Source organism: Pseudomonas fluorescens (assembly GCF_902497895.1).
Taxonomy (GTDB): domain Bacteria; phylum Pseudomonadota; class Gammaproteobacteria; order Pseudomonadales; family Pseudomonadaceae; genus Aquipseudomonas; species Aquipseudomonas fluorescens_BP.
Map to the genome: position 1 here is coordinate 43,088 of NZ_CABVHQ010000011.1, position 24,248 is coordinate 67,335.

General features: G+C 59.0%; 23 protein-coding genes. 12 read left to right on the plus strand and 11 right to left on the minus strand.

The window, feature by feature from the left end:
* Positions 1-80: 80 nt before the first annotated feature.
* The 3 genes from ccoM to F8N21_RS08030 all read right to left on the minus strand — a co-directional run bounded on the left by ccoM (position 81) and on the right by F8N21_RS08030 (position 1,009).
* Positions 81-197, minus strand: a complete 117-nt coding sequence (ccoM, locus tag F8N21_RS31350) for a cytochrome c oxidase subunit CcoM (protein ID WP_318184109.1) — start codon at positions 195-197, stop codon at positions 81-83.
* Between the two features lie 143 nt (positions 198-340).
* Positions 341-502, minus strand: coding sequence for a hypothetical protein (locus F8N21_RS30410; protein WP_191624241.1), 162 nt, complete (start codon positions 500-502; stop codon positions 341-343).
* Between the two features lie 165 nt (positions 503-667).
* A complete protein-coding gene (locus tag F8N21_RS08030; RefSeq protein WP_150641612.1) occupies positions 668-1,009 on the minus strand; it encodes an aspartate-semialdehyde dehydrogenase in 342 nt (113 codons plus the stop codon).
* A 155-nt stretch (positions 1,010-1,164) separates the two neighbouring features.
* Between F8N21_RS08030 and rapA the strand changes: the two genes are divergently transcribed.
* Positions 1,165-4,011 carry an RNA polymerase-associated protein RapA gene (gene rapA / locus F8N21_RS08035; RefSeq protein ID WP_150641613.1) on the plus strand — a complete coding sequence of 949 codons (2,847 nt, stop codon included), beginning with the start codon at positions 1,165-1,167 and terminating at the stop codon, positions 4,009-4,011.
* Positions 4,012-4,375: 364 nt separating this feature from the next.
* Here rapA and F8N21_RS08040 read toward each other — a convergent pair whose 3' ends face one another.
* Entirely contained in the window at positions 4,376-5,722 is a 1,347-nt protein-coding gene (locus F8N21_RS08040; protein WP_150641614.1) for a spinster family MFS transporter, read from the minus strand.
* Positions 5,723-6,234: 512 nt separating this feature from the next.
* Between F8N21_RS08040 and F8N21_RS08045 the strand changes: the two genes are divergently transcribed.
* Positions 6,235-8,220, plus strand: coding sequence for an EAL domain-containing protein (locus tag F8N21_RS08045; protein WP_224788184.1), 1,986 nt, complete (start codon positions 6,235-6,237; stop codon positions 8,218-8,220).
* On the opposite strand, the gene F8N21_RS08050 is transcribed toward F8N21_RS08045, so the two are convergent.
* Positions 8,186-9,082: an NAD(P)-dependent oxidoreductase gene (locus F8N21_RS08050; protein ID WP_150641616.1), complete on the minus strand. Its 897-nt coding sequence runs from the start codon at positions 9,080-9,082 to the stop codon at positions 8,186-8,188. The genes F8N21_RS08045 and F8N21_RS08050 overlap by 35 nt on opposite strands.
* Positions 9,083-9,474: 392 nt before the next feature.
* Complete coding sequence (locus tag F8N21_RS08055; protein WP_150641617.1) at positions 9,475-9,780, minus strand: DUF2288 domain-containing protein; 306 nt, start codon at positions 9,778-9,780, stop codon at positions 9,475-9,477.
* Positions 9,781-10,118: 338 nt separating this feature from the next.
* Here F8N21_RS08055 and F8N21_RS08060 point away from each other — a divergent pair, with 338 nt between their 5' ends.
* From F8N21_RS08060 to F8N21_RS08080, 5 genes are all read left to right on the plus strand, one after another.
* Complete coding sequence (locus F8N21_RS08060) at positions 10,119-11,246, plus strand: branched-chain amino acid ABC transporter substrate-binding protein (protein WP_150641618.1); 1,128 nt, start codon at positions 10,119-10,121, stop codon at positions 11,244-11,246.
* A gap of 232 nt (positions 11,247-11,478) precedes the next feature.
* On the plus strand, positions 11,479-12,402 hold the full coding sequence (gene livH / locus F8N21_RS08065; RefSeq protein WP_150641619.1) for a high-affinity branched-chain amino acid ABC transporter permease LivH: 924 nt from the start codon (positions 11,479-11,481) through the stop codon (positions 12,400-12,402).
* Positions 12,399-13,655 carry a high-affinity branched-chain amino acid ABC transporter permease LivM gene (locus tag F8N21_RS08070; RefSeq protein ID WP_150641620.1) on the plus strand — a complete coding sequence of 419 codons (1,257 nt, stop codon included), beginning with the start codon at positions 12,399-12,401 and terminating at the stop codon, positions 13,653-13,655. Before livH ends, F8N21_RS08070 begins: the two co-directional genes overlap by 4 nt.
* Entirely contained in the window at positions 13,652-14,419 is a 768-nt protein-coding gene (livG, locus tag F8N21_RS08075) for a high-affinity branched-chain amino acid ABC transporter ATP-binding protein LivG (protein ID WP_150641621.1), read from the plus strand. Before F8N21_RS08070 ends, livG begins: the two co-directional genes overlap by 4 nt.
* Positions 14,420-15,121 (plus strand): ABC transporter ATP-binding protein, encoded by a 702-nt coding sequence (locus F8N21_RS08080; RefSeq protein ID WP_150641622.1) that lies wholly within the window; start codon positions 14,420-14,422, stop codon positions 15,119-15,121.
* 219 nt (positions 15,122-15,340) lie between these two features.
* Here the strand turns inward: F8N21_RS08080 and F8N21_RS08085 are convergent, their stop codons facing one another.
* Positions 15,341-16,249 (minus strand): LysR family transcriptional regulator, encoded by a 909-nt coding sequence (locus tag F8N21_RS08085; protein ID WP_150641623.1) that lies wholly within the window; start codon positions 16,247-16,249, stop codon positions 15,341-15,343.
* Between the two features lie 104 nt (positions 16,250-16,353).
* On the opposite strand from F8N21_RS08085, the gene F8N21_RS08090 reads away from it, so the two are divergent.
* Positions 16,354-16,953, plus strand: coding sequence for a short chain dehydrogenase (locus F8N21_RS08090; RefSeq protein WP_150641624.1), 600 nt, complete (start codon positions 16,354-16,356; stop codon positions 16,951-16,953).
* A 32-nt stretch (positions 16,954-16,985) separates the two neighbouring features.
* Here the strand turns inward: F8N21_RS08090 and F8N21_RS08095 are convergent, their stop codons facing one another.
* Positions 16,986-17,339, minus strand: coding sequence for a hypothetical protein (locus tag F8N21_RS08095; RefSeq protein ID WP_224788185.1), 354 nt, complete (start codon positions 17,337-17,339; stop codon positions 16,986-16,988).
* 181 nt (positions 17,340-17,520) lie between these two features.
* Here F8N21_RS08095 and F8N21_RS08100 point away from each other — a divergent pair, with 181 nt between their 5' ends.
* Both F8N21_RS08100 and F8N21_RS08105 read left to right on the plus strand, forming a co-directional pair.
* Positions 17,521-18,192 carry a COG3650 family protein gene (locus F8N21_RS08100; protein WP_150641625.1) on the plus strand — a complete coding sequence of 224 codons (672 nt, stop codon included), beginning with the start codon at positions 17,521-17,523 and terminating at the stop codon, positions 18,190-18,192.
* A 110-nt stretch (positions 18,193-18,302) separates the two neighbouring features.
* The gene (locus F8N21_RS08105; RefSeq protein WP_150641626.1) at positions 18,303-19,916 is read left to right on the plus strand and encodes an NAD(P)/FAD-dependent oxidoreductase; all 1,614 of its coding nucleotides are present in this window, start codon (positions 18,303-18,305) and stop codon (positions 19,914-19,916) included.
* Between the two features lie 122 nt (positions 19,917-20,038).
* Here the strand turns inward: F8N21_RS08105 and F8N21_RS08110 are convergent, their stop codons facing one another.
* The gene (locus F8N21_RS08110; protein ID WP_191624248.1) at positions 20,039-21,136 is read right to left on the minus strand and encodes a PLP-dependent cysteine synthase family protein; all 1,098 of its coding nucleotides are present in this window, start codon (positions 21,134-21,136) and stop codon (positions 20,039-20,041) included.
* A gap of 295 nt (positions 21,137-21,431) precedes the next feature.
* On the opposite strand from F8N21_RS08110, the gene nhaA reads away from it, so the two are divergent.
* Positions 21,432-22,619, plus strand: coding sequence for a Na+/H+ antiporter NhaA (gene nhaA, locus F8N21_RS08115; protein ID WP_150641628.1), 1,188 nt, complete (start codon positions 21,432-21,434; stop codon positions 22,617-22,619).
* Between the two features lie 78 nt (positions 22,620-22,697).
* Here nhaA and F8N21_RS08120 read toward each other — a convergent pair whose 3' ends face one another.
* Positions 22,698-23,162, minus strand: a complete 465-nt coding sequence (locus F8N21_RS08120; protein ID WP_150641629.1) for a glycine zipper 2TM domain-containing protein — start codon at positions 23,160-23,162, stop codon at positions 22,698-22,700.
* 174 nt (positions 23,163-23,336) lie between these two features.
* On the opposite strand from F8N21_RS08120, the gene F8N21_RS08125 reads away from it, so the two are divergent.
* A complete protein-coding gene (locus tag F8N21_RS08125) occupies positions 23,337-23,573 on the plus strand; it encodes a hypothetical protein (RefSeq protein WP_150641630.1) in 237 nt (78 codons plus the stop codon).
* Positions 23,574-23,578: 5 nt separating this feature from the next.
* On the opposite strand, the gene pdxH is transcribed toward F8N21_RS08125, so the two are convergent.
* Entirely contained in the window at positions 23,579-24,226 is a 648-nt protein-coding gene (gene pdxH / locus F8N21_RS08130; RefSeq protein ID WP_150641631.1) for a pyridoxamine 5'-phosphate oxidase, read from the minus strand.
* Positions 24,227-24,248 lie beyond the last annotated feature (22 nt).

Genomic DNA, 24,248 nt, shown 5'->3' on the forward strand with positions numbered 1-24,248 from the left:
CTCCTACGGCGGCGCGCAGGCAAAAAAAAAGGCGACCGAAGTCGCCCAAAATGCCTTGCGTGCTCGTGTACCGGAAAGACTTAAGGCTTTTTGCTCTTATGTGCATCGTTCCAGATAAAGAATCCAAACCCGGCGAAAAACACCACCATGAGGCCGACTGTAACCACTCCGGCGATCACTACGTTGTCGAAAAACATGACTGGCCTCCTGCTCTTGCCCTGTTGCGATAGGGCTAAGTTAACCAATCCGGCTTGGATAAAAATTGACCGGGATCAATAGCGCCCGAAAGAAGATGCAAAGAAGGGAAATAACTGACCTGCGTCAACGGACGCAGGGGGATTCAACGCTTTTTCGGTTTGTTTTTCGGCTTTTTCCTGGCTTTTCCCAATGGCATGGCCTGCTCGAAAGCCTGGCGGACTTCGTTCAGGCGTTTTTCATTGAGATCATGCACGCGCTTGGCGCGTTCGGAATTCAGGTCTATCAGCTTGTCGTCTTGGCTCATGGCGTTGATTGCATCGTCTGGCTATCGGTCGAATTCAGGCGCAGCAGGCAAGCGCGCTGCACCCCGGGGTCTGTCCATAATGCGGCGTGATGCCGGTGCTGACCAGTCGCCAGCGGACTCGGCAGCAAATTTTTACACATTGCCACCGATGAAAAAGCCCCGACGCTAAACCTCGACATCCACCCACAATCCCTGACGCGGCTGATCCTCCATCAGTGGTACCACGGGCACGGTGTTGTCCGCGTTGAGCTCGTCACCGGGCACGGCCAGATGCACTTGCGGGTCGTCGTCCGCTTCACGCCGACGTTTGTTGCGTTGCTGCTGGCGTTGCTGCTCCTCGCGCAATAACAACGCCGAATGTTCGGCATCGCGTTTTTGCAAGTCGACAGTGCTTTCATTGGAGCTCGGTTGCACCGGCGCCACAGGAGGAATATCCGGAGTGGAGCGGACCGGATCCTGCGCAGAGGTGATCGGTACGACACTCAAGGGAAGTATTGGTGGCAGCATAATTATTAGTCTCCTGTCAGCAGGCTGTCGGCTGCCGGAGTGGCGACTTGAGCCATCGGACGCAAACTTGTGATCCGCTCATCACCGTAACCCTTTGGTCTGGAGGCCTCGATCCGTTAATATAGTCGGCTTTTTCAAGGCGGGAGTCAGGCAGCATGGCGCAGCAGTATCAACCGGGGCAACGCTGGATTAGTGACAGCGAAGCCGAGCTAGGTTTAGGCACCGTTCTGGCACAGGACGGTCGCTTGCTGACCGTGCTCTATCCGGCCACTGGCGACACCCGTCAGTATGCGCTACGGAATGCGCCCCTCACTCGTGTGCGGTTTTCGCCGGGTGACTCGATCACTCACTTCGAAGGCTGGAAACTGACCGTGCGCGAGGTCGACGACGTCGATGGCCTACTGGTCTACCACGGGCTCAACGGGCAGAACGACGTGGTGACCCTGCCGGAAACCCAGCTGTCGAACTTCATTCAGTTCCGCCTGGCCAGCGACCGGCTGTTCGCCGGGCAGATCGATCCGCTGGCGTGGTTCTCACTGCGTTACCACACCCTCGAACACACCAGCCGCCAGTTGCAGTCCTCACTCTGGGGCCTGGGCGGCGTGCGTGCGCAACCGATCGCCCACCAGTTGCACATCGCCCGCGAAGTCGCCGACCGGATCGCGCCACGGGTTCTGCTGGCCGACGAAGTGGGCCTGGGCAAGACCATCGAAGCGGGCCTGGTGATCCATCGCCAACTGCTCTCCGGTCGCGCCAATCGGGTGCTGATCCTGGTTCCGGAAAACCTCCAGCACCAGTGGCTGGTCGAAATGCGTCGGCGCTTCAACCTGCAGGTTGCCTTGTTCGATGAGGAACGCTTCATCGAAAGCGATGCCGCCAACCCGTTTGAAGACACCCAGCTCGCACTGGTCGCGCTGGAATGGCTGGTGGACGACGAGAAGGCCCAGGACGCGCTGTTCGCGGCCGGCTGGGACCTGATGGTGGTTGATGAAGCGCATCACCTGGTGTGGCATGAAGATCAGGTCAGCGCGGAATATGCGCTGGTCGAGCAGTTGGCCGAAGTCATCCCCGGGGTGCTGCTGCTGACTGCGACCCCGGAACAATTGGGCCAGGACAGCCATTTCGCGCGTCTGCGCCTGCTCGACCCGAACCGTTTCCATGACCTGCACGCATTCCGCGCCGAAAGTGAAAACTATCGCCCGGTGGCCGAAGCCGTTCAGGAGTTGCTGGATCAGGGCCGTTTGTCCCCGGCCGCGCACAAAACCATTCAAGGTTTCCTCGGCGACGAAGGCGAAGCCTTGCTCACTGCCGTCAACGATGGCGACATTGAAGCCAGCGGACGTCTGGTCCGTGAACTGCTGGACCGTCATGGCACCGGCCGCGTGCTGTTCCGCAACACCCGCGCCGCGGTGCAAGGCTTCCCGGAGCGCAAGCTGCATCCGTACCCGCTGCCGTGCCCGGACGAATACCTCGAGTTGCCGTTGGGTGATCACGCCGAGCTGTACCCGGAAGTCAGCTTCCAGTCTCAGCCGGACGCCAATGAAGAAGAGCGTTGGTGGCGCTTCGACCCGCGGGTCGAGTGGCTGATCGACACGCTGAAGATGCTCAAGCGCACCAAAGTCCTGGTGATCTGCGCCCACGCCGAAACCGCGATGGACCTCGAGGACGCCCTGCGCGTGCGCTCGGGCATCCCGGCCACGGTCTTCCATGAAGGCATGAACATCCTCGAGCGTGACCGCGCCGCCGCCTATTTCGCGGATGAAGAGTTTGGCGCCCAGGTGCTGATCTGCTCGGAAATCGGCAGTGAAGGCCGCAACTTCCAGTTCTCCCATCACCTGGTGCTGTTCGATCTGCCGGCGCACCCGGATTTGCTGGAGCAGCGGATCGGTCGTCTGGACCGGATCGGCCAGAAACACACCATCGAACTGCACGTGCCGTACCTGGAAACCAGCCCGCAACAACGCTTGTTCCAGTGGTACCACGAAGCGCTGAATGCCTTCCTCAATACCTGTCCGACCGGCAACGCCCTGCAGCATCAATTCGGTCCGCGCCTGTTGCCGCTGCTGGAAAGCGCCGATGACGATGAATGGCAGACCCTGATCGACGAAGCGCGCAGCGCCCGTGAGCATCTGGAAGGCGAGCTGCACAGCGGTCGTGACCGCTTGCTGGAACTCAACTCCGGGGGTGCCGGCGAAGGTGATGCGCTGGTCGAAGCGATCCACGAACAGGACGATCAGTTCGCCCTGCCGATCTACATGGAAACCCTGTTCGACGCCTTTGGCATCGACAGCGAAGACCATTCGGAAAACGCCCTGATCCTCAAGCCGAGCGAAAAAATGCTCGACGCCAGCTTCCCGCTGGGTGACGACGAAGGCGTGACCATCACCTACGATCGCAATCAGGCACTGTCTCGCGAAGACATGCAATTCATCACCTGGGAACACCCGATGGTACAAGGCGGCATGGACCTGGTGCTGTCCGGTTCGATGGGCAACACCGCCGTCGCGCTGATCAAGAACAAGGCGCTCAAACCCGGTACCGTGTTGCTGGAACTGCTCTACGTCAGCGAAGTGGTCGCCCCGCGCTCGCTGCAGTTGGGACGTTACCTGCCTCCAGCTGCACTGCGCTGCCTGCTCGATGCCAATGGCAACGACTTGTCGACCCGGGTGTCCTTCGAGACCTTGAACGACCAGCTCGAAAGCGTGCCACGGGCCAGCGCCAACAAGTTCATCCAGGCCCAGCGCGATCAGCTGACGCCGAAGATCAACGCCGGCGAAGCGAAAATCGCGCCACGCCATGCCGAGCGGGTGGCCGAAGCGCAACGGCGCCTGGCCGCCGATACCGACGAAGAACTGGCGCGCCTGACCGCCTTGCAAGCGGTCAACCCGACCGTACGTGACAGCGAGTTGATCGCCTTGCGCCAGCAACGCGAGCAAGGCCTGGCCATGCTCGATAAAGCGGCCTTGCGTCTGGAAGCGATTCGGGTGTTGGTGGCGGGCTGATTAGCGGCTCCCCTCCCCCGACAAAAAAAGGTCCGCGCAATGCGGGCCTTTTTTATTACCACTGAAAACCATCAGTGTGAGGAAGATCGCCAAGATCGCAGCCTGCGGCAGCTCCTACGCCGACCCTGTATACCCACAATATTGCGATGCACGCAAATCCCGTAGGAGCTGCCGCAGGCTGCGATCTTTTGATCTGTAGGAGCTGCCGTAGGCTGCGATCTTTTGATCTGTAGGAGCTGCCGCAGGCTGCGATCTTTTGATCTGTAGGAGCTGCCGCAGGCTGCGATCTTTTGATCTGTAGGAGCTGCCGCAGGCTGCGATCTTTTGATCTGTAGGAGCTGCCGTAGGCTGCGATCTTTTGATCTTAAGCAGCCACCCCCGGAATCCGCGGCTCAACAGCAACCAACCCTTCCTTCATCCGCTGCGCATCCCGAACGAAACAACGCGAAGCCTGGAACAGGAACAGCATGGTCAGGAACAACGCCACCGGGATCAGGTACATTGCGTCATGCAGGCCAACGGCCTTGAACGCTTCGGTCATCTGCCCGGCACCGGCCGAAAGCATCGCGGCATGGGCGAAGTGATCGGACAGAGCGCCGACCACTATGGGTCCCATCCCACCACCCAACAGATATAATCCGGCAAAGAACAATGCCATGGCGGTGGCCCGCAAGCGTGGCTCGACCACATCCTGAATCGCCGTGTAGACGCAGGTGTAGAAGTTGTAGGCAAACAGCCAGCCCAGGCTGAACACCGCGACAAACACCCCGATCTCGATCCGCCCTGCATGCAGCGCCCAGGCCGTGGCCAGGGTCGAGATGATCAGGCTGCCGGCAGCGAACAGCAGCCGGCCGTTAGCCACTCGCTGGTGAATCTTGTCGGCAACCCAGCCGCCAAGGGTCAAGCCGATCAGGCCGGTCACGCCGACAATCACCCCGGTCGCCACTGCCGCTTCCTGCAAAGGCATCAGGAAATAGCGTTGCAACATCGGCACCAGAAAGGAGTTGCAGGCATAGGTGGCGAAGTTGAAGGTCAGCCCCGCCAACACCAGCCACAGAAAGGTCGGGATCGCCAGCACCCGGCGAATCGGTCGATCGACCCGTTCCTGGGAGATCTGGACGGCTTCCGCCGCGCCGCGCTTCGGTTCCTTAATGAAGAACATGAACACTGCCAACAGCAAGCCCGGTACCGCAGCGATAAAAAACGGGGCGCGCCAACTGTCGAACGCCTGGACCATCGCGCCGATAGTGAAAAACGCCAGCAGCAGGCCCAGCGGCAAGCCAAGCATGAAGATGCCCATGGCCCGAGCCCGTCGATGAGCTGGAAACAGGTCGCCGATCAGCGAGTTGGCGGCCGGCGCATAGCTCGCTTCACCGATACCCACCCCCATGCGCACCAGCAGGAAGCCCCAGAAACTGCCCCCCAGACCATTGACCGCGGTCAGCCCACTCCACGCCACCAGCCCCCAGCCCATCAACTTGCTGCGAGAACCGGTGTCGGCCATCCGCCCCAGGGGCAGCCCGGCGATCGCGTAGACGATGGTGAACGCGGTGCCGATCATGCCGATCTGGAAGTCACTCAGGTGCCATTCCATCCGGATTGGCTCGATGATAATGGCCGGAATGGTGCGATCGAAAAAGTTGAACAGGTTGGCCAGAAACAGCAGGAACAGAATGCGCCAGGCATTCGCCGCTTGGTTCGAGTTCTGCATAGTTCCGTCTCTTTTATTGTTATTGGGGCGTGGCTGCCACCCGGAATCAGCAATCTAGTCAGACCCGCCAGCCCTGTCTGTAATTATTCGTAAGGCTGATAACCACTTATGCAGACGGGCGCGCGCGCTAATTCACTTTAGTACTAGACATTTACGGATCCATTGCAAAACCATTGAAGTTAATGTGCCATTATCCCTTGCGCCTCATACAGGGTTTCTATACTCCAATCACTCATCAGCACTTATTGCGCTGTGCGCTGGACGACTCAGAGACGGAGCTTGCTATGGATTGGCTTGGTTTGCATTTTATTACCGAGCTTCCAGAGAGCGGACAGGTTGTACTTGCTTGCAGTCATAACCCCTTTCTGGTGCTTTTGGCTTATGTGGTCGCATGTGTGGCCGGATTCGCCGTCCTGGACATGACCGAACGGATCGGGCACGTGGAAAAAATCGCCTCCAAAAGGATCTGGGGCTGGGTCGGGGCTTGCTGCCTGGCTGGTGGAATCTGGGCCATGCACTTCATTAGCATGCTGGCGTTCCAGGCGCCGATTGAAATCCATTACGAGCTGCCGGTTACCCTCCTCTCGCTGCTGATCGCCTTGATCGCCTCATTGCTGGCGATGAACACCCTCAGGCACGCTCACCTGAGTCTATGGCAGTACCTGCAAGCGTCGGTGTGGATGGGCCTGGGAATTGCCGCCATGCATTACGTCGGCATGGCCGCCATGCGCTCGAATGCCACGGCTTACTACCAACCCCTGCTGTTTGGCTTGTCCATCGTGATCGCCATAGGCGCCAGCCTCGCAGCCTTGTTGCTGTCTCGTCGTTTGCGCGACGGCAGTGGGTTCTTCCACCAACTGCTCAAATACAGCGCCAGCCTGGTGCTGGGGGCCGGAATCGTCAGCATGCACTTCACCGGCATGTGGTCAATGACCCTGGTACTGGCCGCCGGCAACCTTGAGCAACTCCCCGCCGACAACAACCACATGCAATTGGGTCTGACCATCGCCGTCATCACCTTGTTGATCATCGGCAGCAGCATCAGCGCCGCACTGGCCGACAAGAAACTGCAGAATAAGGAGCATGATCTACGCCGGGTCAACGCGCTGCTCGGCCAACTGGATCAGGCCCGCACGGCGTTGCAGCATGTGGCCCATTACGATGCCTTGACCAACCTGCTCAATCGCCGCGGTTTCAACCAGATATTCGCCGAAAAACTCATCGATAAATCTACCCACGGCGGAATGCTGGCAGTGTTGTTTCTGGATATCGATCACTTCAAGCGCATCAACGACAGTCTCGGGCATGACGCTGGCGATGAGTTGTTGAAAGTACTCGCCAGCCATATCAAAGGCGCGACCCGCAGCCATGAGGATGTGGTGGCGCGCTTTGGTGGTGACGAGTTCTGCATCCTGATCAGCCTCCACGATCGTGATGAAGCACGGCACATGGCACAACGGATCATGCAAAAAATGAAGGAGCCGATCGAGTTGGCCGGGCGGCGCATGGTCATGACCACCAGTATCGGCATCAGCGTGTTTCCAGACGATGGCCAGACCTGTGAGGAACTGCTGAAGAACGCTGACCTGGCGCTCTATCAATCCAAAGGCAGTGGTCGTAACGGCCTGCATTTCTTCAGTCCCAATCTGAAAACCAAGGCCACCCTCGAACTGCAGCTCGAAGAAGAGCTGCGCAATGCATTGCGCGAAGAAAGCGGGCTGATGCTCTATTACCAACCGATCATTGATTTGAAAAGCGGGCAGGTGACCAAGCTTGAAGCCTTGGTGCGCTGGCAACACCCGACCGATGGCTTGCTGCTGCCCGATCGGTTTATCGGTATTGCCGAAGCCAACGGGCTGATCGCCGAACTGGACAATTGGGTGCTGCGCAAGGCCTGCGAGGACCTGAGCACGCTTTCGCGGCAGGGGTATTGCGCGCTGAAAATCGCGGTGAACTGTTCGACCCTCAACCTGACACGCGACGAACTCCCCGACGAAATCGAAAGCGCTCTGCGAGCCAATGGCATTGCTGCGCAACGGCTGGAACTGGAAGTCACTGAAAACGCCCTGATGGGCAACATCGCCAACACGCTGGTATTGCTGCGGCAGATTCGCGCCCTCGGCGTTTCACTGTCGATCGACGACTTCGGCACCGGCTACTCGTCCCTGGCTTACCTCAAGCGGCTACCGCTCAATAACCTGAAAATCGACCGATCATTTATCCAGGACATTCCCAGGTCGATCCAGGACATGGAAATCGTCCACGCCATTATCGTCATGGCCCATACGCTGCACTTGCAGGTGGTCACCGAAGGCGTAGAAACCGTGGAGCAATACGATTTCCTCAAGCACTCCGGCAGCGATTTGGTTCAAGGCTATTTGCTCAGCCCGGCGGTCCCGCTGAATGAGTTGCGTGCGGTGCTGAACGAAATCAACCAGCGTAAACAGCGCAGCCCGGCGACCCTCAGTCTTGTGGGGATTGCCCACGGTACAGTTTGACCAACGTCGAGGGATCTTTTTCCTGGTAGCCCTGGCCACTATGCAAGCGCATCAGTTGTGCAGCCAGTCCGCTGATGGGGGTGGCCGAGCCCTGTTCGCGGGAAAATTTCACGGCGGTGTCCAGATCCTTGAGCAAGGTGCGCACGTGCCACTTCACCGGTTCGAAACGACTTTCGGCCATTTGCGGGGCAAGAATCTGCAGCGGTCTGGAATCGGCAAAACCACCGGCCAGCGCCTCGGCAATCAAGCTTGCATCGACCCCTGAACGCTCTGCCAGGGCCACCACCTCGGCGATGACCAATGCATTGCAGGCAACGATCATCTGATTGCAGGCCTTGGTCACCTGCCCTGCTCCCACCGCACCCATGTGCGTGACCCGCTGCCCCAGGCTCAAGAGGATAGGCCGTACACGTTCGACATCCGTCGCGGGTCCGCCGATCATGATCGCCAGGCTGCCGGATTCGGCGCCAGCGGTGCCGCCCGAGACCGGTGCATCGAGCCAGCCCATACCCGTTTCGCTGAGCAGTTGTGCGGCCATCTCCCGGGTTGCGGTCGGCTCCAGACTGGATAAGTCCACCAGCAACTTCCCGACCGCTGCACCTTGCGCCACACCCACCGTACCAAATACCACCTCCCGCACTACCGCCGTGTCGGCCAGGCACAGCATGACCACATCGGCCTGTTGGCACAGCTCAGCGGGAGTCGCCACTTGCCGCGCTCCGGCCTCGACCAGCGCCGCGCACTTTTCCGGGTTGCGGTTCCAGACCGTCAACGGATAGCCCGCAGCCAGCAGACGGCGACACATTGGCAAGCCCATCAAACCGATGCCGGCAAAGGCTAAAGAAGGTAATGCAGCACTCATAAATCACTCCTGCCGATCTAAAGAACTTCGAATATTGGCCGATTGATTCTGACCGAGAAAAGGATTTCCAGACGGCTTTTTGAGTCTGTGTGAGCCTGAAAAGATCGCAGCCTTCGGCAGCTCCTACGGTCGTGTGTTCAACTGATAACCCAGAGCGACAGAGATCTCATGTAGGAGCTGCCGAAGGCTGCGATCTTTTGACTTTTATTCACAATCAGAAACAATTAAGCGACTCATTAGCCACCCGTCCAACTGTTCCCGTTACGCGAACGTCACCCTCGACTTTTCCAGGCTGTAGCCTTTCTCCACGGCATCGTGCCATCACTGTGATCGCGGTTACTCGGCTACACACTTTTATCAGTGAATCAGGCGCACCTTCTTGGTGCAAAGACTCAAGCCTGCGCCCTTTCCTGGATCAGAATCCATGGTGAAACCACCACTGCCCACAGCTGCGGATCACGCTCAAGAAGATCCTGCGCCCGCGTCGCAGACACCTTGGCAAGCTCCTCGCCGGCCAACCAGGCAGCCACTTTCTCGGCCTGGTTCGCGGCCACGGCTTCTGCTGCTTCGATCAAATCCAGAGAGGCGTCGACCCACAATAGGGCACCCTTGGCAAAGAACGGCTCCAGCTCCTTCCAGGTAATAGATGCGGTTTCACCAAGCAGCTTGGCATAGAGGGTGCTAGGTTCTTGAGTCATGGGTTTCACCAGAAAAGAAAACGACGCAATCATAACGTTGCTGGTCTGGTAGAAAAACCCGGCTACAAAAGAGTGATTGATTCAAAAGTTCAGGAAAGCCAAGGATTGTCTGCTGAATGAAGGTCAGACCCGCCGCAATTCTGTCTTTTTCTTTCAATTAAGCGACACCCCCGGGTGTTGCCCCCAGCAGCCAGCTTTTCAAGCGAACAACCGGCGCTCTACACTGTACCGGTACAGTTGCCAGGGGCATTTCCGGAAAGAGACTTACGTTATCTGATCCGGTTCTGAAGCTTTGGCTACCAGGACTATAAAAATTACAACAGTAAGAGTGGAGCACTATGAATAAGGCTACTAAGCAGATTTCCAAACTGTTTGCCGCTATGGTTCTGGCCGGGGTTGCCAGCCATTCGTTCGCAGCTGACACCATCAAGATTGGTATCGCCGGCCCTAAAACCGGTCCGGTCACTCAGTACGGCGACATGCAGTTCATCGGCGCCAAAATGGCCATCGAGCAGATCAATGCCAAAGGCGGTGTCGACGGCAAGATGCTCGAAGCCAAGGAATACGACGACGCGTGCGACCCTAAACAAGCCGTGGCCGTCGCCAACAAAGTGGTCAACGACGGCGTCAAGTTCGTGGTCGGTCACCTCTGCTCCAGCTCTACTCAGCCAGCGTCCGATATCTACGAAGACGAAGGTGTGATCATGATCACCCCGGCTGCCACCAGCCCGGACATCACCACCCGTGGCTACAAAATGGTGTTCCGCACCATCGGTCTGGACAGCGCCCAGGGCCCTGCCGCCGGTAACTACATCGCCGATCACGTAAAGCCGAAAATCGTTGCTGTGCTGCACGACAAACAGCAATACGGTGAAGGCATCGCCACCGCCGTGAAGAAAACCCTCGAAAGCAAGAACGTCAAGGTTGCCGTGTTCGAAGGCCTGAACGCCGGTGACAAGGACTTCTCCTCGATCATTCAGAAGCTCAAGCAAGCCAACGTCGACTTCGTCTACTACGGCGGCTACCACCCGGAACTGGGTCTGATCCTGCGCCAGTCCCAGGAAAAAGGCTTGAAAGCCAAGTTCATGGGGCCGGAAGGCGTCGGCAACGACTCCATCTCGCAAATTGCCCAGAACGCTTCCGAAGGCCTGCTGGTGACCTTGCCTAAATCTTTCGACCAGGACCCGGCCAACAAGGCACTGGTTGACGCATTCGCCGCCAAGAAGCAGGACCCGACCGGTCCGTTCGTGTTCCCGTCCTACTCGGCCGTTGAAGTGATCGCCGAAGGCATCAAGGCCGCCAAGAGCGAAGACACCGCCAAGGTGTCTGAAGCCATTCACGCCGGCACCTTCAAGACTCCGACCGGCGACCTGTCGTTCGACGCCAAGGGCGACCTGAAGGACTTCAAGTTCGTGGTCTACCAGTGGCACTTTGGCAAACCTAAAACTGAAGTTTCGCCTCAGTAAGGCGTTGCCTGACTGACTGCCAATAAAGCCCACGGCGTGCCGTGGGCTTTGTTTTACGAGGTAATGGGCTGTGCCTCCGTGATCCGGAAGCCTTCCCACCTGAAAATCTCAAAACCGTCATCAGCGGTTCGCTGGCAAACCTCACGTTCGAAGTGGATGCAGATCCACGTGGCCTGAGCGGGAAAATGAGGTTCACCAGTGAAATGCGTATCAGGTTTTTAGGAGCGTTGTAATGCCTGAGATCTATCACTTCTTCCAACAGCTGGTTAATGGTCTGACCATTGGCAGCACCTATGCCCTGATTGCCATTGGCTACACAATGGTTTACGGCATTATTGGAATGATTAACTTCGCCCATGGCGAGGTCTACATGATTGGTTCCTACGTGGCCTTCATCGTCCTTGCCGGACTGGCCATGCTGGGTATCCATTCTCTGCCACTGTTGATGACCGCCGCATTCCTGGCGACCATCGTTGTAACCAGTGCCTACGGCTACAGTATCGAACGGATCGCCTACCGCCCTCTGCGGGGCAGTAACCGCCTGATCCCGTTGATCTCAGCCATCGGCATGTCGATCTTCCTGCAAAACACCGTACTGCTCTCGCAGGACTCCAAGGACAAATCGATCCCCAACCTGATTCCGGGCAGCTTTAGCTTTGGTTCGGGCGGAGCACAGGAAGTGCTGATCTCCTACATGCAGATCCTGGTGTTCGTGGTGACCCTGGTGGTAATGCTCTGCCTTACCCTGTTCATCTCGCGTTCACGTCTGGGACGTGCCTGCCGGGCCTGTGCCGAAGACATCAAGATGGCCAACCTGCTGGGTATCAACACCAACAACATCATCGCCCTGACCTTCGTTGTCGGTGCAGCCCTGGCGGCCGTGGCGGCTGTGCTGCTGAGCATGCAGTACGGCGTGATCAACCCTAACGCCGGTTTCCTGGTGGGCCTCAAGGCCTTTACCGCGGCGGTTCTGGGTGGCATCGGCAGCATTCCTGGCGCCATGCTCGGTGGTCTGGTGCTGGGGGTGGCCGAAGCATTCGGCGCCGATATATTCGGTGACCAGTACAAGGACGTGGTGGCTTTCGGCCTTCTGGTTCTGGTGTTGTTATTCCGGCCAACTGGCCTGTTGGGCCGTCCGGAGATTGAGAAAGTATGACTAGGAATCTTAAACAAGCGCTGTTCAGCGCCCTGCTGGTATGGGCCGTCGCCTATCCGGTACTCGGTCTGAAACTGTCCATCGCCGGCATCAACCTCGAAGTACTAGGTGCCAGTACCTCCACGCTGTTCATCATCACCGCCAGCTCAGTGCTGATGTTCCTGCGCGTGCTGTTCGACAAGCAGTGGAACACCTTGATGAAGTCCGCGCCGAAAGGTTCGCTGGTTTCGCCGAAGGTCAGCCACTTCATGACCCTGCCCAGCACCCAGCGCTGGGTCATCATGGGATTGATCGTCCTCGCTCTGGTCTGGCCATTCTTCGGCTCGCGCGGTGCGGTGGATATCGCCACGCTGATTCTGATCTATGTGCTGCTCGGTCTGGGCCTGAACATCGTGGTCGGTCTGGCGGGGCTGCTCGACCTGGGCTACGTCGGTTTCTACGCGGTGGGCGCCTACAGCTATGCGCTGCTGTCGCACTACTACGGCCTGAGCTTCTGGATCTGCCTGCCAATCGCCGGCTTGATGGCGGCAACCTTCGGCTTCCTGCTGGGCTTCCCGGTGCTGCGTCTGCGCGGTGACTATCTGGCGATCGTGACCCTGGGCTTCGGTGAGATCATCCGTCTGTTCCTGCGTAACCTGACGGACCTCACGGGCGGACCGAACGGCATCAGCAACATCCCCAAACCGACGCTGTTCGGCCTGAGCTTCGATAGAACGGCTGCCGAAGGCATGCAGACCTTCCACGAGTACTTCGGCCTGACTTACAACCCGATCAGCAAGGTGGTTTTCCTCTACCTGGTGGCACTGTTGCTGGCACTGCTCGCACTGTTCGTGATCAACCGTCTGCTGCGCATGCCGATCGGCCGTGCCTGGGAAGCCTTGCGTGAAGACGAAATCGCCTGCCGTGCCCTGGGCCTGAACCCGACCGTGATCAAGCTGTCGGCCTTTACCCTGGGCGCCTGCTTCGCCGGTTTTGCCGGTAGCTTCTTCGCCGCACGTCAGGGGCTGGTGACGCCGGAGTCGTTTACCTTCATCGAATCCGCCACTATCCTTGCCATCGTGGTGCTGGGCGGCATGGGCTCGCAATTGGGCGTGGTCCTCGCGGCCATCGTAATGATTCTGTTGCCCGAGCTGATGCGTGACTTCAGCGAATACCGCATGTTGATGTTCGGCGCCTTGATGGTGCTGATGATGATCTGGCGTCCACAAGGTCTGCTGCCCATGCAACGTCCTCACATGGAGCTGCGTAAATGAGCAGAGAGATCCTGAAAGTAGATGGCCTGAGCATGCGCTTTGGCGGCTTGTTGGCGGTCAATAGCGTTTCCCTGAGCGTGAAAGAGAAACAGGTAGTGTCGATGATCGGCCCTAACGGCGCCGGCAAGACCACCGTATTCAACTGCCTGACCGGCTTCTACAAACCCTCCGCCGGCACCATCCAGCTCAACGGTGAAGCAATCGAAGGTCTGCCCGGCCACAAGATCGCCGGTAAAGGCGTGGTGCGAACCTTCCAGAACGTGCGGTTGTTCAAGGACATGACCGCTGTTGAAAACCTGCTTATTGCTCAGCACCGGCACCTGAATACCAACTTCCTGGCCGGTCTGTTCAAGACGCCAGCGTTTCGCCGCAGCGAACGCGAGGCCATGGAATACGCCGAGTTCTGGCTGGACAAGGTCAACCTCAAGGAGTTCGCCAACCGTCCGGCCGGCACCCTGGCCTATGGTCAGCAGCGCCGCCTGGAAATCGCTCGCTGCATGATGACCCGTCCAAAGATCCTCATGCTCGACGAACCGGCAGCAGGCCTCAACCCACGGGAAACCGACGACCTCAAGGCGCTGATCGGCACCCTGCGTGAAGAGCATGACGTAACCGTGCTGCTGATCGAACACGACATGAAACTGGTCATGAGCATCTCCGACCACATCTTCGTGATCAACCAGGGCACGCCTCTGGCCAACGGCACGCCGGAACAGATCCGCGACAATCCTGAAGTGATCAAAGCCTACCTGGGGGAAGCGTAAATGCTGCAATTCGAAAACGTTTCCACCTTCTACGGCAAGATCCAGGCGCTGCACAGCGTCAACGTCGAAGTCCGTCAGGGCGAGATCGTGACGCTGATCGGTGCCAACGGCGCGGGCAAGTCCACCTTGCTGATGACTCTGTGCGGTTCGCCACAGGCCCATAGCGGCAGCATCCGCTACATGGGCGAAGAGCTGGTCGGCCAGGACTCCTCAAATATCATGCGCAAGAGCATTGCCGTGGTACCGGAAGGTCGCCGGGTGTTCGCTCGCCTGACCGTGGAGGAAAACCTTTCCATGGGCGGTTTCTTCACCGACAAGGGCGACTATCAGGAGCAGATGGACAAAGTGCTGCAGCTGTTCCCGCGGCTCAAGGAACGCTTCAACCAACGCGGCGGCACCATGTCCGGCGGCGAACAGCAGATGCTCGCCATCGGCAGGGCGCTGATGAGCAAGCCCAAGCTGTTGCTGCTCGATGAGCCGTCGCTGGGGTTGGCACCGATCATCATCCAGCAGATCTTCGACATCATCGAACAGCTGCGCCGCGATGGCGTGACGGTGTTCCTGGTGGAGCAGAACGCCAACCAGGCGCTGAAAATCGCCGACCGTGCCTATGTATTGGAAAACGGTCGGGTGGTGATGCAAGGCACTGGTGAGGACTTGCTGACTGATCCAAAAGTGCGCGAAGCCTATCTGGGCGGTTAAGCACTCGCTTGAAAGAAAACGGCCTTCGGGCCGTTTTTTTTTGGCTTGCACAAATGTGCATCCGGATGGGTACCTGTGGCGAGGGGGCTCCGTAGCAGCTGGCGAAGCCTGCGTTCGGCGGCGAAGCCGTCGCAAATCCTGCTTGCACGGTTTTATCTGAAATACCGCAGTGCCTGATTTTACGACTGCTGCGCAGCCGAACGCAGCCTGCGGCAGCTGCTACAAACGATCAAGCGCCTCGCCACTGCGCTTGAACCAGTCGACCAGGTAATCGGCCAGCACCTGTGTGCGCTTGGGCAAGCCGCCCTGATACGGATGCACCAGGTACATCGGCATGCTGCGGGTCTGATAATCGCGCAGCAGCCAGCGCAGACGGCCATCCGCCAGTTCCATTTGCAGCACGTAGGAAGGCAGTCGAGCGATACCGGCGCCAACCAGTGCGGCTTTCTTCAGCAGGTTGTAATGGTTACTGGCAAACGGCCCCGAGACGCGGACCCGGAGCAACTCATGCTGCTGATGGTAGAGCCATTCTTCACGGCCGCTGTAATGACTGTTGAGCAGACAGCGGTGCCCGGCCAGATCCGCTGGGGTCTGCGGCTCGCCGTACTGTTCAAGGTACGCCGGGCTGGCGCAGGTCATTTCATGCCAGGCCAGCAGCGGTTTGGCCACCAGTCGCTCATCGTTGGCCACCTCCGAGCGAATCGCCAGATCGAAGCCGTCCCGGGACAGGTCGCGGTAGCTGTTGTTCAGCTCGAGTTCGATCTGCACCTCAGGATATTGCCGGGAAAACTCCAACAACAAGCCATCGAAAAAGGTCTCGCCCAGGGACACCGGTACGGTCATTCGCACCGGACCGACCATGTCGTCCTTCAAGCGGGCCAGCGCCTGGCGCGCTCGCTCGAGCTGCACTACCAGGGCCTGGGCTTGCGGCAACAGCGCCGCCCCCGCTGCCGTCAGGCTCAGGCGTCGGGTGGTGCGTTGCAACAACACCACCGCAAATCGTGCCTCCAACTGGCTGATGCGCTTGGACAACTGGCCCTTGCTGCAGCCCAGTTGTTGGGCCGCCAGGGTAAAACTGCCTGCCTCGATCAACACCGCGAACGCCGCCAGATCATCCATTTCACTCATGGATTGTTTCCATTTGAAAACCAAAGGTTGCCTATTAGCGCGCTTATCAATGGAAAAAACCACTTTAGACTGAAACCTCATTCAACCGCTCGAGGAACAGCACGATGAAAATTCTTTTGATTGGCGCCAACGGCACCATAGGCTCAGCCGTCGATCGCGAGCTGGCGCCGCGCCACGAAATCATCCGCATCGGTCGTAAAAGCGGTAATTACCAGGTGGATATCAGCGACAGCGCTTCGATCCGCAAACTGTTTGAACAGACCGGAAAGTTCAATGCGCTGATCTGCGCCGCCGGCAACGTCAACTTCGTCCCCCTGGCCGAGATGACCGAGAAAGACTTTGCCTTGGGCCTGCAAGACAAGCTGATGGGCCAGGTCAACCTGCTGCTGATCGGCCGCGAATTTGCCAATGATGGTGCGTCGTTCACCTTCACCACCGGCGTCCTCAGCCATGACCCGATTCGCACCGGCAGTTCTGCCGCACTGGTCAACGGCGCCCTCGACAGCTTCGTCCGCGCCGCCGCCATCGAATTGCCACGCGGCCTGCGCATCAACTCGGTGAGCCCGAACGTACTGGTCGAAGCCATGGACAGCTACGCACCGTACTTCCGTGGATTCAAACCGGTTCCAGCGGTTGACGTAGCGCTGGCCTATGGGAAAAGTGTGGAAGGCTTGCAGACGGGGCAGACGTTTCACGTCGGCTGACGACTTCGAGCATCGGGTGCGCGCGAATCTGGTTAATCGATCAGCGTGGGCAAAAGATCGCGGGCAATCGCCCGTGGCACCGCAACCCTGAATTGCGCGCCCAACTCCGATCGCACAGTCGCCGTGCTTATCTGTAGGCCGTTGATCAGCAGGGTCAATGATTGATCCATCGAGTCACGGCTGATTTTGCGCATTCGTTCCGCCGCTTGAGGGCTTAGTGTGACGCTCAAATCCACCGTGTCGGGGTTGGGACTATCGATATCCTTTAGCTGCGCGTCCACTTTGATAAAATCCGAGGCCGACAAAAAATTGATCTCGGCGGCCTGAACGGGCATCGCGCCCAGCATGACCAGTGACAACACCACCCATTTCCAGTCCATTGGCATTTTTGCCCCTCGTCATTTTTAACAGTCTTCGAAGCTTAGCTTTTGCGCCACGCTGATGCTCTTCGATTAATGCTCAGAATGTTTCTGAAAAGTTCGTATCCATCGCGTCACAGGCCAACACCGATCTTGTGGTGCACCGCGAGCCTGCGTAACGTGACGGCACTTGTCAGGAGACCACTCGATGCGTGCTGCCCGTTCCATAGCGATTCTTGCCCTATTGCCGCTGTTCGCCGGCTGCCAGATGTTCAGCAGTCAACCTGCAACCCCCTCCAACGCAGGGCTGACCCGCCTGCAGGGTGAACTCAGCGCCGTCGATGGCAAACTGCTGTTCAAGCCGTGCCAGGACGCTCGTCGTTATGTCGTGAAGGACACCGGCGGCACTAGTGTCCTGCAGGAAACAGCGGATCTGTCCGGCCGGCCCGGCAAGATTTTCGCCGACCTGCGAGGTAAGTTATCCGCCACCGACGCCAGCAATGAAGGCCAGGTTGATTTGCAGCAACTCTATCGCCTCGAACGTTCGAACACGGCCTGCGATGACCCGGAGTTCAAGCGCATGATTCTGCGTGCCAGTGGCCACAAGCCGGAATGGAGTCTCAAGGCCGGCGGCAAGGGCCTGGTCCTGGAGCGCGAAGGCCAGCCCGCTTTGGCGGTGCCTTACCTGGAAGAACAATTGGGTGAGGGGCGTTTCAACCTCGCCACCGAAGCCAATGGCCAGCACGTTGAACTTTGGGCAGTGCCCCAGCGATGCGTCGACAACGTCACCGGCAGCGTGCAACACATGAGCGCCGAACTGCGGGTCAACGGGCAGGTACAGCGCGGTTGCGCCTCGTTTGGCCGCGCGCGGGACGACTGATTCGACGAACCGGGTGTATTAGCCTCACGGAAAACCGCCGTTGAGGCTTATAATCACTGGTTTTGTAAAACTGCCTGCGCACTTGACTGCGCCGCATATCGGACCTTGTCATGTTACGAATCACTGAACTCAAGCTGCCCATCGACCATCCCGAAGAAGACCTGCGGCCTGCCATCGTGCGGCGCCTGGGCATCGCCAGTGATGACCTGCTCGATTTCACCTTGTTCAAGCGCAGTTACGACGCGCGCAAGAAGTCTTCCGAACTGTGCTTCATCTATACCATCGACCTCAGCGTGCGCGATGAAGCGAAGCTGTTGCACACGTTCGCCGACGACCGCAACGTCAACCCGGCGCCGGATGTCAGCTACAAGGTCGTCGGCCAGGCTCCCCAGGACCTGAGCGAGCGGCCGATCGTGGTCGGCTTCGGCCCGTGCGGGATCTTCGCCGGGTTGTTGCTGGCCCAGATGGGCTTCAAGCCGATCATCCTCGAGCGCGGCACCGAAGTACGCCAGCGCACCAAGGACACCTGGGGCCTGTGGCGCAAAAACGTGCTCAACCCGGAATCGAACGTGCAATTCGGTGAAGGCGGCGCGGGCACCTTCTCCGACGGCAAGCTTTACAGCCAGATCAAGGATCCGAAACATCACGGCCGCAAGGTCCTGCATGAGTTCGTCAAAGCCGGCGCGCCGGAAGAAATTCTCTACGTCAGCAAGCCACATATCGGTACGTTTCGCCTGACCGGTGTGGTCGAGAACATGCGGCATCAGATCGAAGCCATGGGTGGCGAAATACGCTTCCAGCAACGAGTGACCGATGTGCTGATCGAAGACGGCCAGCTCACCGGCGTCGAGCTGGCGAGTGGCGAACAGATCCACTCCCGTCACGTGATCCTGGCCCTTGGCCACAGTGCCCGGGACACTTTCCGCATGCTTCACGGCCGCGGCGTGTACATGGAAGCCAAGCCGTTCTCGGTGGGTTTTCGCATCGAACACCCGCAATCGCTGATCGACAGCGCGCGCCTGGGCAAGTACGCCGGTCACCCGAAACTCGGTGCGGCCGACTACAAGCTGGTGCACCACGCCAAGAACGGACGCTCGGTCTACAGCTTCTGCATGTGCCCGGGCGGTACGGTAGTGGCGGCAACGTCCGAACCAAACCGGGTGGTCACCAACGGCATGAGCCAGTACTCACGCAACGAGCGCAACGCCAACTCGGGGATCGTGGTCGGCATCACCCCGGAAGTCGATTATCCGGGTGGTCCATTGGCCGGTATCGAGTTGCAGGAACGCCTGGAGTCCCACGCTTTTATCCTCGGCGGCAGCAACTACGAAGCCCCGGCGCAACTGGTCGGCGACTTCATTGCCGGCAAACCGTCTACCGCGCTGGGTAGCGTCGAACCCTCCTACAAGCCGGGCGTGGCACTGGGCGACCTGGCGCTGGCCTTGCCGGACTACGCCATCGAAGCCATTCGTGAAGCCTTGCAGGCGTTCGACAAGCAGATCAAGGGTTACTCCCTGCACGACGCCGTGCTGACCGGGATCGAGACCCGCACATCATCGCCGCTGCGGATTACCCGTAACGAGACGATGCAAAGCCTGAACGTCAAAGGTCTGTTCCCGGCAGGCGAAGGCGCAGGTTATGCCGGTGGGATCCTGTCGGCGGGTGTCGACGGGATCCGCATCGCCGAAGCGGTGGCGCGGGATATGCTCGGGATCGAGGCTTAACGCTTTCCATACCCTGTGGGAGCGAGCTTGCTCGCGATAGCGGCTTCACACTCAACAGAGATGCTGACTGATCTACCGCTATCGCGGGCAAGCTCGCTCCCACAGGGGATCCGCGTCACGCCTCAAATCCCCGCGCGCAAGACGCTGGCCGGCAATGCTTCACCGCGCTCGACACTGGCCGCGACCGCGTCGATCAGGGCACTCAACTCATACCCTTGAGCCGTCAACCAGGCCTGGTCGTAGTAAGTGGTTGCATAGCGCTCGCCACCGTCACACAGAATCGCCACGATCGACCCAGCCTCCCCTGCCTCAACCATCTGCCGGGCTGCTATCAAGGCGCCGATCAGGTTGGTACCGCTGGACCCACCGACTCGCCGCCCCAGACGCTGCGCCAGGTAATGCATGGCCGCCAGGGACAGGGCGTCCGGCACTTTGACCATCGCATCGATAACCTTGGGCAAAAACGACGCCTCGACCCGTGGCCGACCGATGCCTTCGATCCCCGACCCACAGTCCAGACGCAGGCTGGCGTCACCGCTCTGGTAATAGTCGAAGAACACCGAACGCTCGGGATCGGCGCACAGTACCCGGGTGCAATGCTGGCGATAACGCACATAACGCCCGAGGGTCGCCGTGGTGCCGCCGGTGCCGGGGCTGGAAATCAGCCAGCTCGGCGCCGGATAACGCTCGAAGCGCAGTTGCTGGAAGATCGACTCGGCGATGTTGTTGTTCGCACGCCAGTCAGTAGCACGCTCGGCGTAGGTAAATTGATCCATGAAGTGCCCGCCACTCTCACGGGCCAGACGTTCGGACTCGGCGTAAATCTGCATCGGGTCATCGACCAGATGGCTGTTGCCACCATAGAAAGCGATTTGCGCGATCTTCTCCTGAGAGGTGGTGGCGGGCATCACGGCAATAAACGGCAAGCCCAGCAATTGCGCGAAATACGCCTCGGAAATCGCCGTTGAACCACTGGACGCCTCGATCACCGGCGCGCCGGACTTGAGCCGGCCGTTACACAGTGCATAGAGGAACAACGAGCGCGCCAGACGATGTTTCAAGCTACCCGTGGGGTGGCTGGACTCATCCTTGAAGTACAGCTCGATGCCTGGCAAGCCCGGTAGTGGCAAGGGGATCAAGTGAGTATCGGCGCTGCGCTGGAAATCGGCTTCGATGATGCGGATTGCCTCGCGGGCCCACTGTCGGTTGTCGCTCATGATGGGTTCTCTGTGAAGCGGGCACGCTCGAAGGCGCTGACCTGCGCCATTGACCGCAGGCCATACCAAAAAAGGAAATTCACGGGCCAGGCCGCAAGGGATACACCTCAATCTTAGGAAATTTCCTACACAACGCAAAGATACAGCCACGTCTCAATTAGACACACAACTGATAGGCTCCTCGCCAAACTGATACTCGGTCCGCGCATATAACAAAAAAGAATATAACTTTTGTTTTAACAACTAACAGTACGGGTTAGGGTGTGCCACCTTTTTGAATATCTGATGGAGAGCGACCTTGCCTCTGCGTAGCACTTTCACGCGCTTCTTTCAGTTGGAAGCTGCCAGCGGTCTGTTATTGATTGCCGCCGCAGCCCTGGCTTTAATCATCAACAACTCACCGCTGTCCTGGCTTTACAACGGCCTGCTGGACACCCCAGTGGTAGCCCAGATCGGCGCCTTGAAAATCGCCAAGCCCTTGCTGTTGTGGATCAACGACGGGCTGATGGCGATGTTCTTCCTGCTGATTGGCCTGGAAGTCAAACGCGAAGTCCTCGAAGGCCATCTGTCGAAGCCTTCGCAGATCGTCCTGCCGGGTGCTGCGGCCATCGGCGGCATGGTCGTGCCGGCGCTGATCTATTGGTTCCTCAACAAGGACGACCCGGCGGCGCTGGCCGGCTGGGCCATTCCGATGGCCACCGATATCGCCTTCGCCCTGGGCGTACTCGCCCTGTTGGGCAAACGCGTACCGGTCTCGTTGAAGCTGTTCCTGATGACCCTGGCGATCATCGACGACCTCGGCGCGATCATCGTTATCGCAATCTTCTACTCCGGTGCACTGTCCACCCTGTCACTCATGCTGGCGGCGGCTTGCCTGGTGGCGCTGGTAGCGATGAACCGGCTCGGCGTGGTGAAACTCGGGCCGTACATGATCATCGGCCTGATCCTCTGGGTCTGCGTGCTCAAGAGCGGTGTCCACGCGACCCTCGCCGGAGTGACCCTGGCGTTCTGCATTCCGCTGCGCACCAAAAACGCCGAGCCTTCGCCCCTGCTGAGCCTGGAACACGCACTGCATCCGTGGGTGGCGTTCGGCATCCTGCCGCTGTTCGCCTTCGCCAATGCCGGGGTTTCGCTAGCTGGCGTCAATCTCGAAAGCTTCACCCATCATGTGCCAATGGGCATCGCCGCAGGCTTGCTGCTGGGCAAAACAGTCGGCGTCTTCGGTCTGACCTGGCTGGCGGTGAAGATCGGCATCGCCGCCCTGCCTACCGGGGCAAACTGGGGCCAGGTGTTCGGCGTGGCGATTCTCTGCGGGATCGGTTTCACCATGAGCCTCTTTGTCGGGTCCCTGGCCTTCGTTCCGGGCAGTAGCGATTACGCCGGGATGGACCGCATGGGCATCCTTACCGGCTCCATACTCGCCGCGTTGATCGGCTACGCCGTGACGGCGGCGGCCAGTCGCAAGAGCCCGTCGCAGCAACTGTAAACGTCGACGGATTCAATGGCGAAAAACACAAAACCCCGATCAGTTGCCTGACCGGGGTTTTGTTTGAAGCGCTTTCGCTTAGTGGGTAACGCGGCTGGTACCGTCGACCGTCGCGATACGCACGCGTTCGCCGACACGGAAAACTTCGTTTTCCTGAACCTGCTGCACATAGGCACGCATGCTGCCGTCGTCTTCGCGAACTGTGATTTCCACACCTTGAGTGCGGGTGAAACCTTCTTCAGTGGCCGAGCCGATCAGGCCACCCGCCACCGCACCGATCACTGCCGCAACAATGCTGCCGCGACCGCCACCGATAGAGCTACCACCCACACCACCGACCACCGCACCGGCGGCACTGCCGATCGGGGTCTTGGTACCTTCGATTTTCACCGGACGCAATGCTTCGATGGTGCCCATGCGAATCGTCTGTACACGACGCGCTTCGTCACGGGAGTAAGAGTCACCGGTCAGGCTGGATTGGCAGCCACCGAGCAACATCGCCATCGTGGTGAAAGAAGCAACCAGCAGAACAGACTTACGCATAGCATTAACTCCAAAGGACAGGTATTCATTAAACTCCGCAGTTTGTCGCCTGTCACGGTATCGCCCGGATAAAATTGGTTTCATTCAGCAACAGTACAGGACAGGCGTACCTGACAACTCACCACACAGTTGCGTCAATTTTTTCCAATTTGCGCCGCGGGCTCAAGGATTTCCATGGACTACTTCATCATCGTCGTCACCACCGTTGCCGGGCTGTACTTCCACTGGTGGCTGTACGTACGGATCAAACGCTGGATGGACCGCGACCTGGCGTTGTCGCTGGCCAATGGCGATGAACCGAAAAAAGCCTTTATGTTGCGGCAACTGGCCAGTGCCCGGCAGCAGAAAATCAAACGCAAGGATCTGCCGCGTTGGCTTGAAGCCGCCGCGGCCGATTATCCCAATCAGTAGATTGTTTAAGGCGCCAGGCGTTCGCGGGCCCAGTCGCTGCCCTGTAGACGGTAGTTGAGCCGATCATGCAGACGGCTCGGACGGCCCTGCCAGAACTCGATACGTTCCGGCAGCAGGCGATAGCCACCCCAATGCTCGGGGCAATGGGGCTGAGCGTCGCTGAAACGCTGTTCGGTGTTCTTGAGCAGACCTTCCAGCTCCTCGCGATCGGCAATCACCTGGCTCTGCGGTGAAGCCCAGGCGCCGAGGCGGCTGCCCAATGGGCGCACCTGAAAATACGCATCGGATTCTTGCGCCGTGACCTTGACCACGCGGCCCTCGATGCGCACCTGGCGCTCCAGGGTCGGCCAGAAAAAAGTCATCGCAGCGAACGGACGAACCGCCAGCTGCTGACCCTTGGCACTGTCGTAGTTGGTGAAGAAGGTAAAGCCCTGCTCATCGAGACCTTTGAGCAGGAGGATGCGGCAATGCGGGCGACCGTCCTGATCGACGGTCGCCAGGGTCATGGCATTCGCTTCGACCGGCGGCTGTTCGGTTTTCACCGCCTCGGCGAACCACTGATGGAACAGCGCGAAGGGCTCGGCCGGGGCCTGAGCCTCGGTCAGGCCATCGCGGGTGTAGTCGCGGCGCATATCAGCCAGACTTTGGGTCATGGCGCTTTCCTTGTGCGTGAAT

Bases quoted from the DNA above. Each gene is read 5' to 3' on its own strand.
- ccoM (WP_318184109.1), bottom strand. From the start codon at position 197: ATGTTTTTCGACAACGTAGTGATCGCCGGAGTGGTTACAGTCGGCCTC.
- F8N21_RS30410 (WP_191624241.1), bottom strand. From the start codon at position 502: ATGAGCCAAGACGACAAGCTGATAGACCTGAATTCCGAACGCGCCAAG.
- F8N21_RS08030 (WP_150641612.1), bottom strand. From the start codon at position 1,009: ATGCTGCCACCAATACTTCCCTTGAGTGTCGTACCGATCACCTCTGCG.
- rapA (WP_150641613.1), top strand. From the start codon at position 1,165: ATGGCGCAGCAGTATCAACCGGGGCAACGCTGGATTAGTGACAGCGAA.
- F8N21_RS08040 (WP_150641614.1), bottom strand. From the start codon at position 5,722: ATGCAGAACTCGAACCAAGCGGCGAATGCCTGGCGCATTCTGTTCCTG.
- F8N21_RS08045 (WP_224788184.1), top strand. From the start codon at position 6,235: ATGCACTTCATTAGCATGCTGGCGTTCCAGGCGCCGATTGAAATCCAT.
- F8N21_RS08050 (WP_150641616.1), bottom strand. From the start codon at position 9,082: ATGAGTGCTGCATTACCTTCTTTAGCCTTTGCCGGCATCGGTTTGATG.
- F8N21_RS08055 (WP_150641617.1), bottom strand. From the start codon at position 9,780: ATGACTCAAGAACCTAGCACCCTCTATGCCAAGCTGCTTGGTGAAACC.
- F8N21_RS08060 (WP_150641618.1), top strand. From the start codon at position 10,119: ATGAATAAGGCTACTAAGCAGATTTCCAAACTGTTTGCCGCTATGGTT.
- livH (WP_150641619.1), top strand. From the start codon at position 11,479: ATGCCTGAGATCTATCACTTCTTCCAACAGCTGGTTAATGGTCTGACC.
- F8N21_RS08070 (WP_150641620.1), top strand. From the start codon at position 12,399: ATGACTAGGAATCTTAAACAAGCGCTGTTCAGCGCCCTGCTGGTATGG.
- livG (WP_150641621.1), top strand. From the start codon at position 13,652: ATGAGCAGAGAGATCCTGAAAGTAGATGGCCTGAGCATGCGCTTTGGC.
- F8N21_RS08080 (WP_150641622.1), top strand. From the start codon at position 14,420: ATGCTGCAATTCGAAAACGTTTCCACCTTCTACGGCAAGATCCAGGCG.
- F8N21_RS08085 (WP_150641623.1), bottom strand. From the start codon at position 16,249: ATGAGTGAAATGGATGATCTGGCGGCGTTCGCGGTGTTGATCGAGGCA.
- F8N21_RS08090 (WP_150641624.1), top strand. From the start codon at position 16,354: ATGAAAATTCTTTTGATTGGCGCCAACGGCACCATAGGCTCAGCCGTC.
- F8N21_RS08095 (WP_224788185.1), bottom strand. From the start codon at position 17,339: ATGCCAATGGACTGGAAATGGGTGGTGTTGTCACTGGTCATGCTGGGC.
- F8N21_RS08100 (WP_150641625.1), top strand. From the start codon at position 17,521: ATGCGTGCTGCCCGTTCCATAGCGATTCTTGCCCTATTGCCGCTGTTC.
- F8N21_RS08105 (WP_150641626.1), top strand. From the start codon at position 18,303: ATGTTACGAATCACTGAACTCAAGCTGCCCATCGACCATCCCGAAGAA.
- F8N21_RS08120 (WP_150641629.1), bottom strand. From the start codon at position 23,162: ATGCGTAAGTCTGTTCTGCTGGTTGCTTCTTTCACCACGATGGCGATG.
- F8N21_RS08125 (WP_150641630.1), top strand. From the start codon at position 23,337: ATGGACTACTTCATCATCGTCGTCACCACCGTTGCCGGGCTGTACTTC.
- pdxH (WP_150641631.1), bottom strand. From the start codon at position 24,226: ATGACCCAAAGTCTGGCTGATATGCGCCGCGACTACACCCGCGATGGC.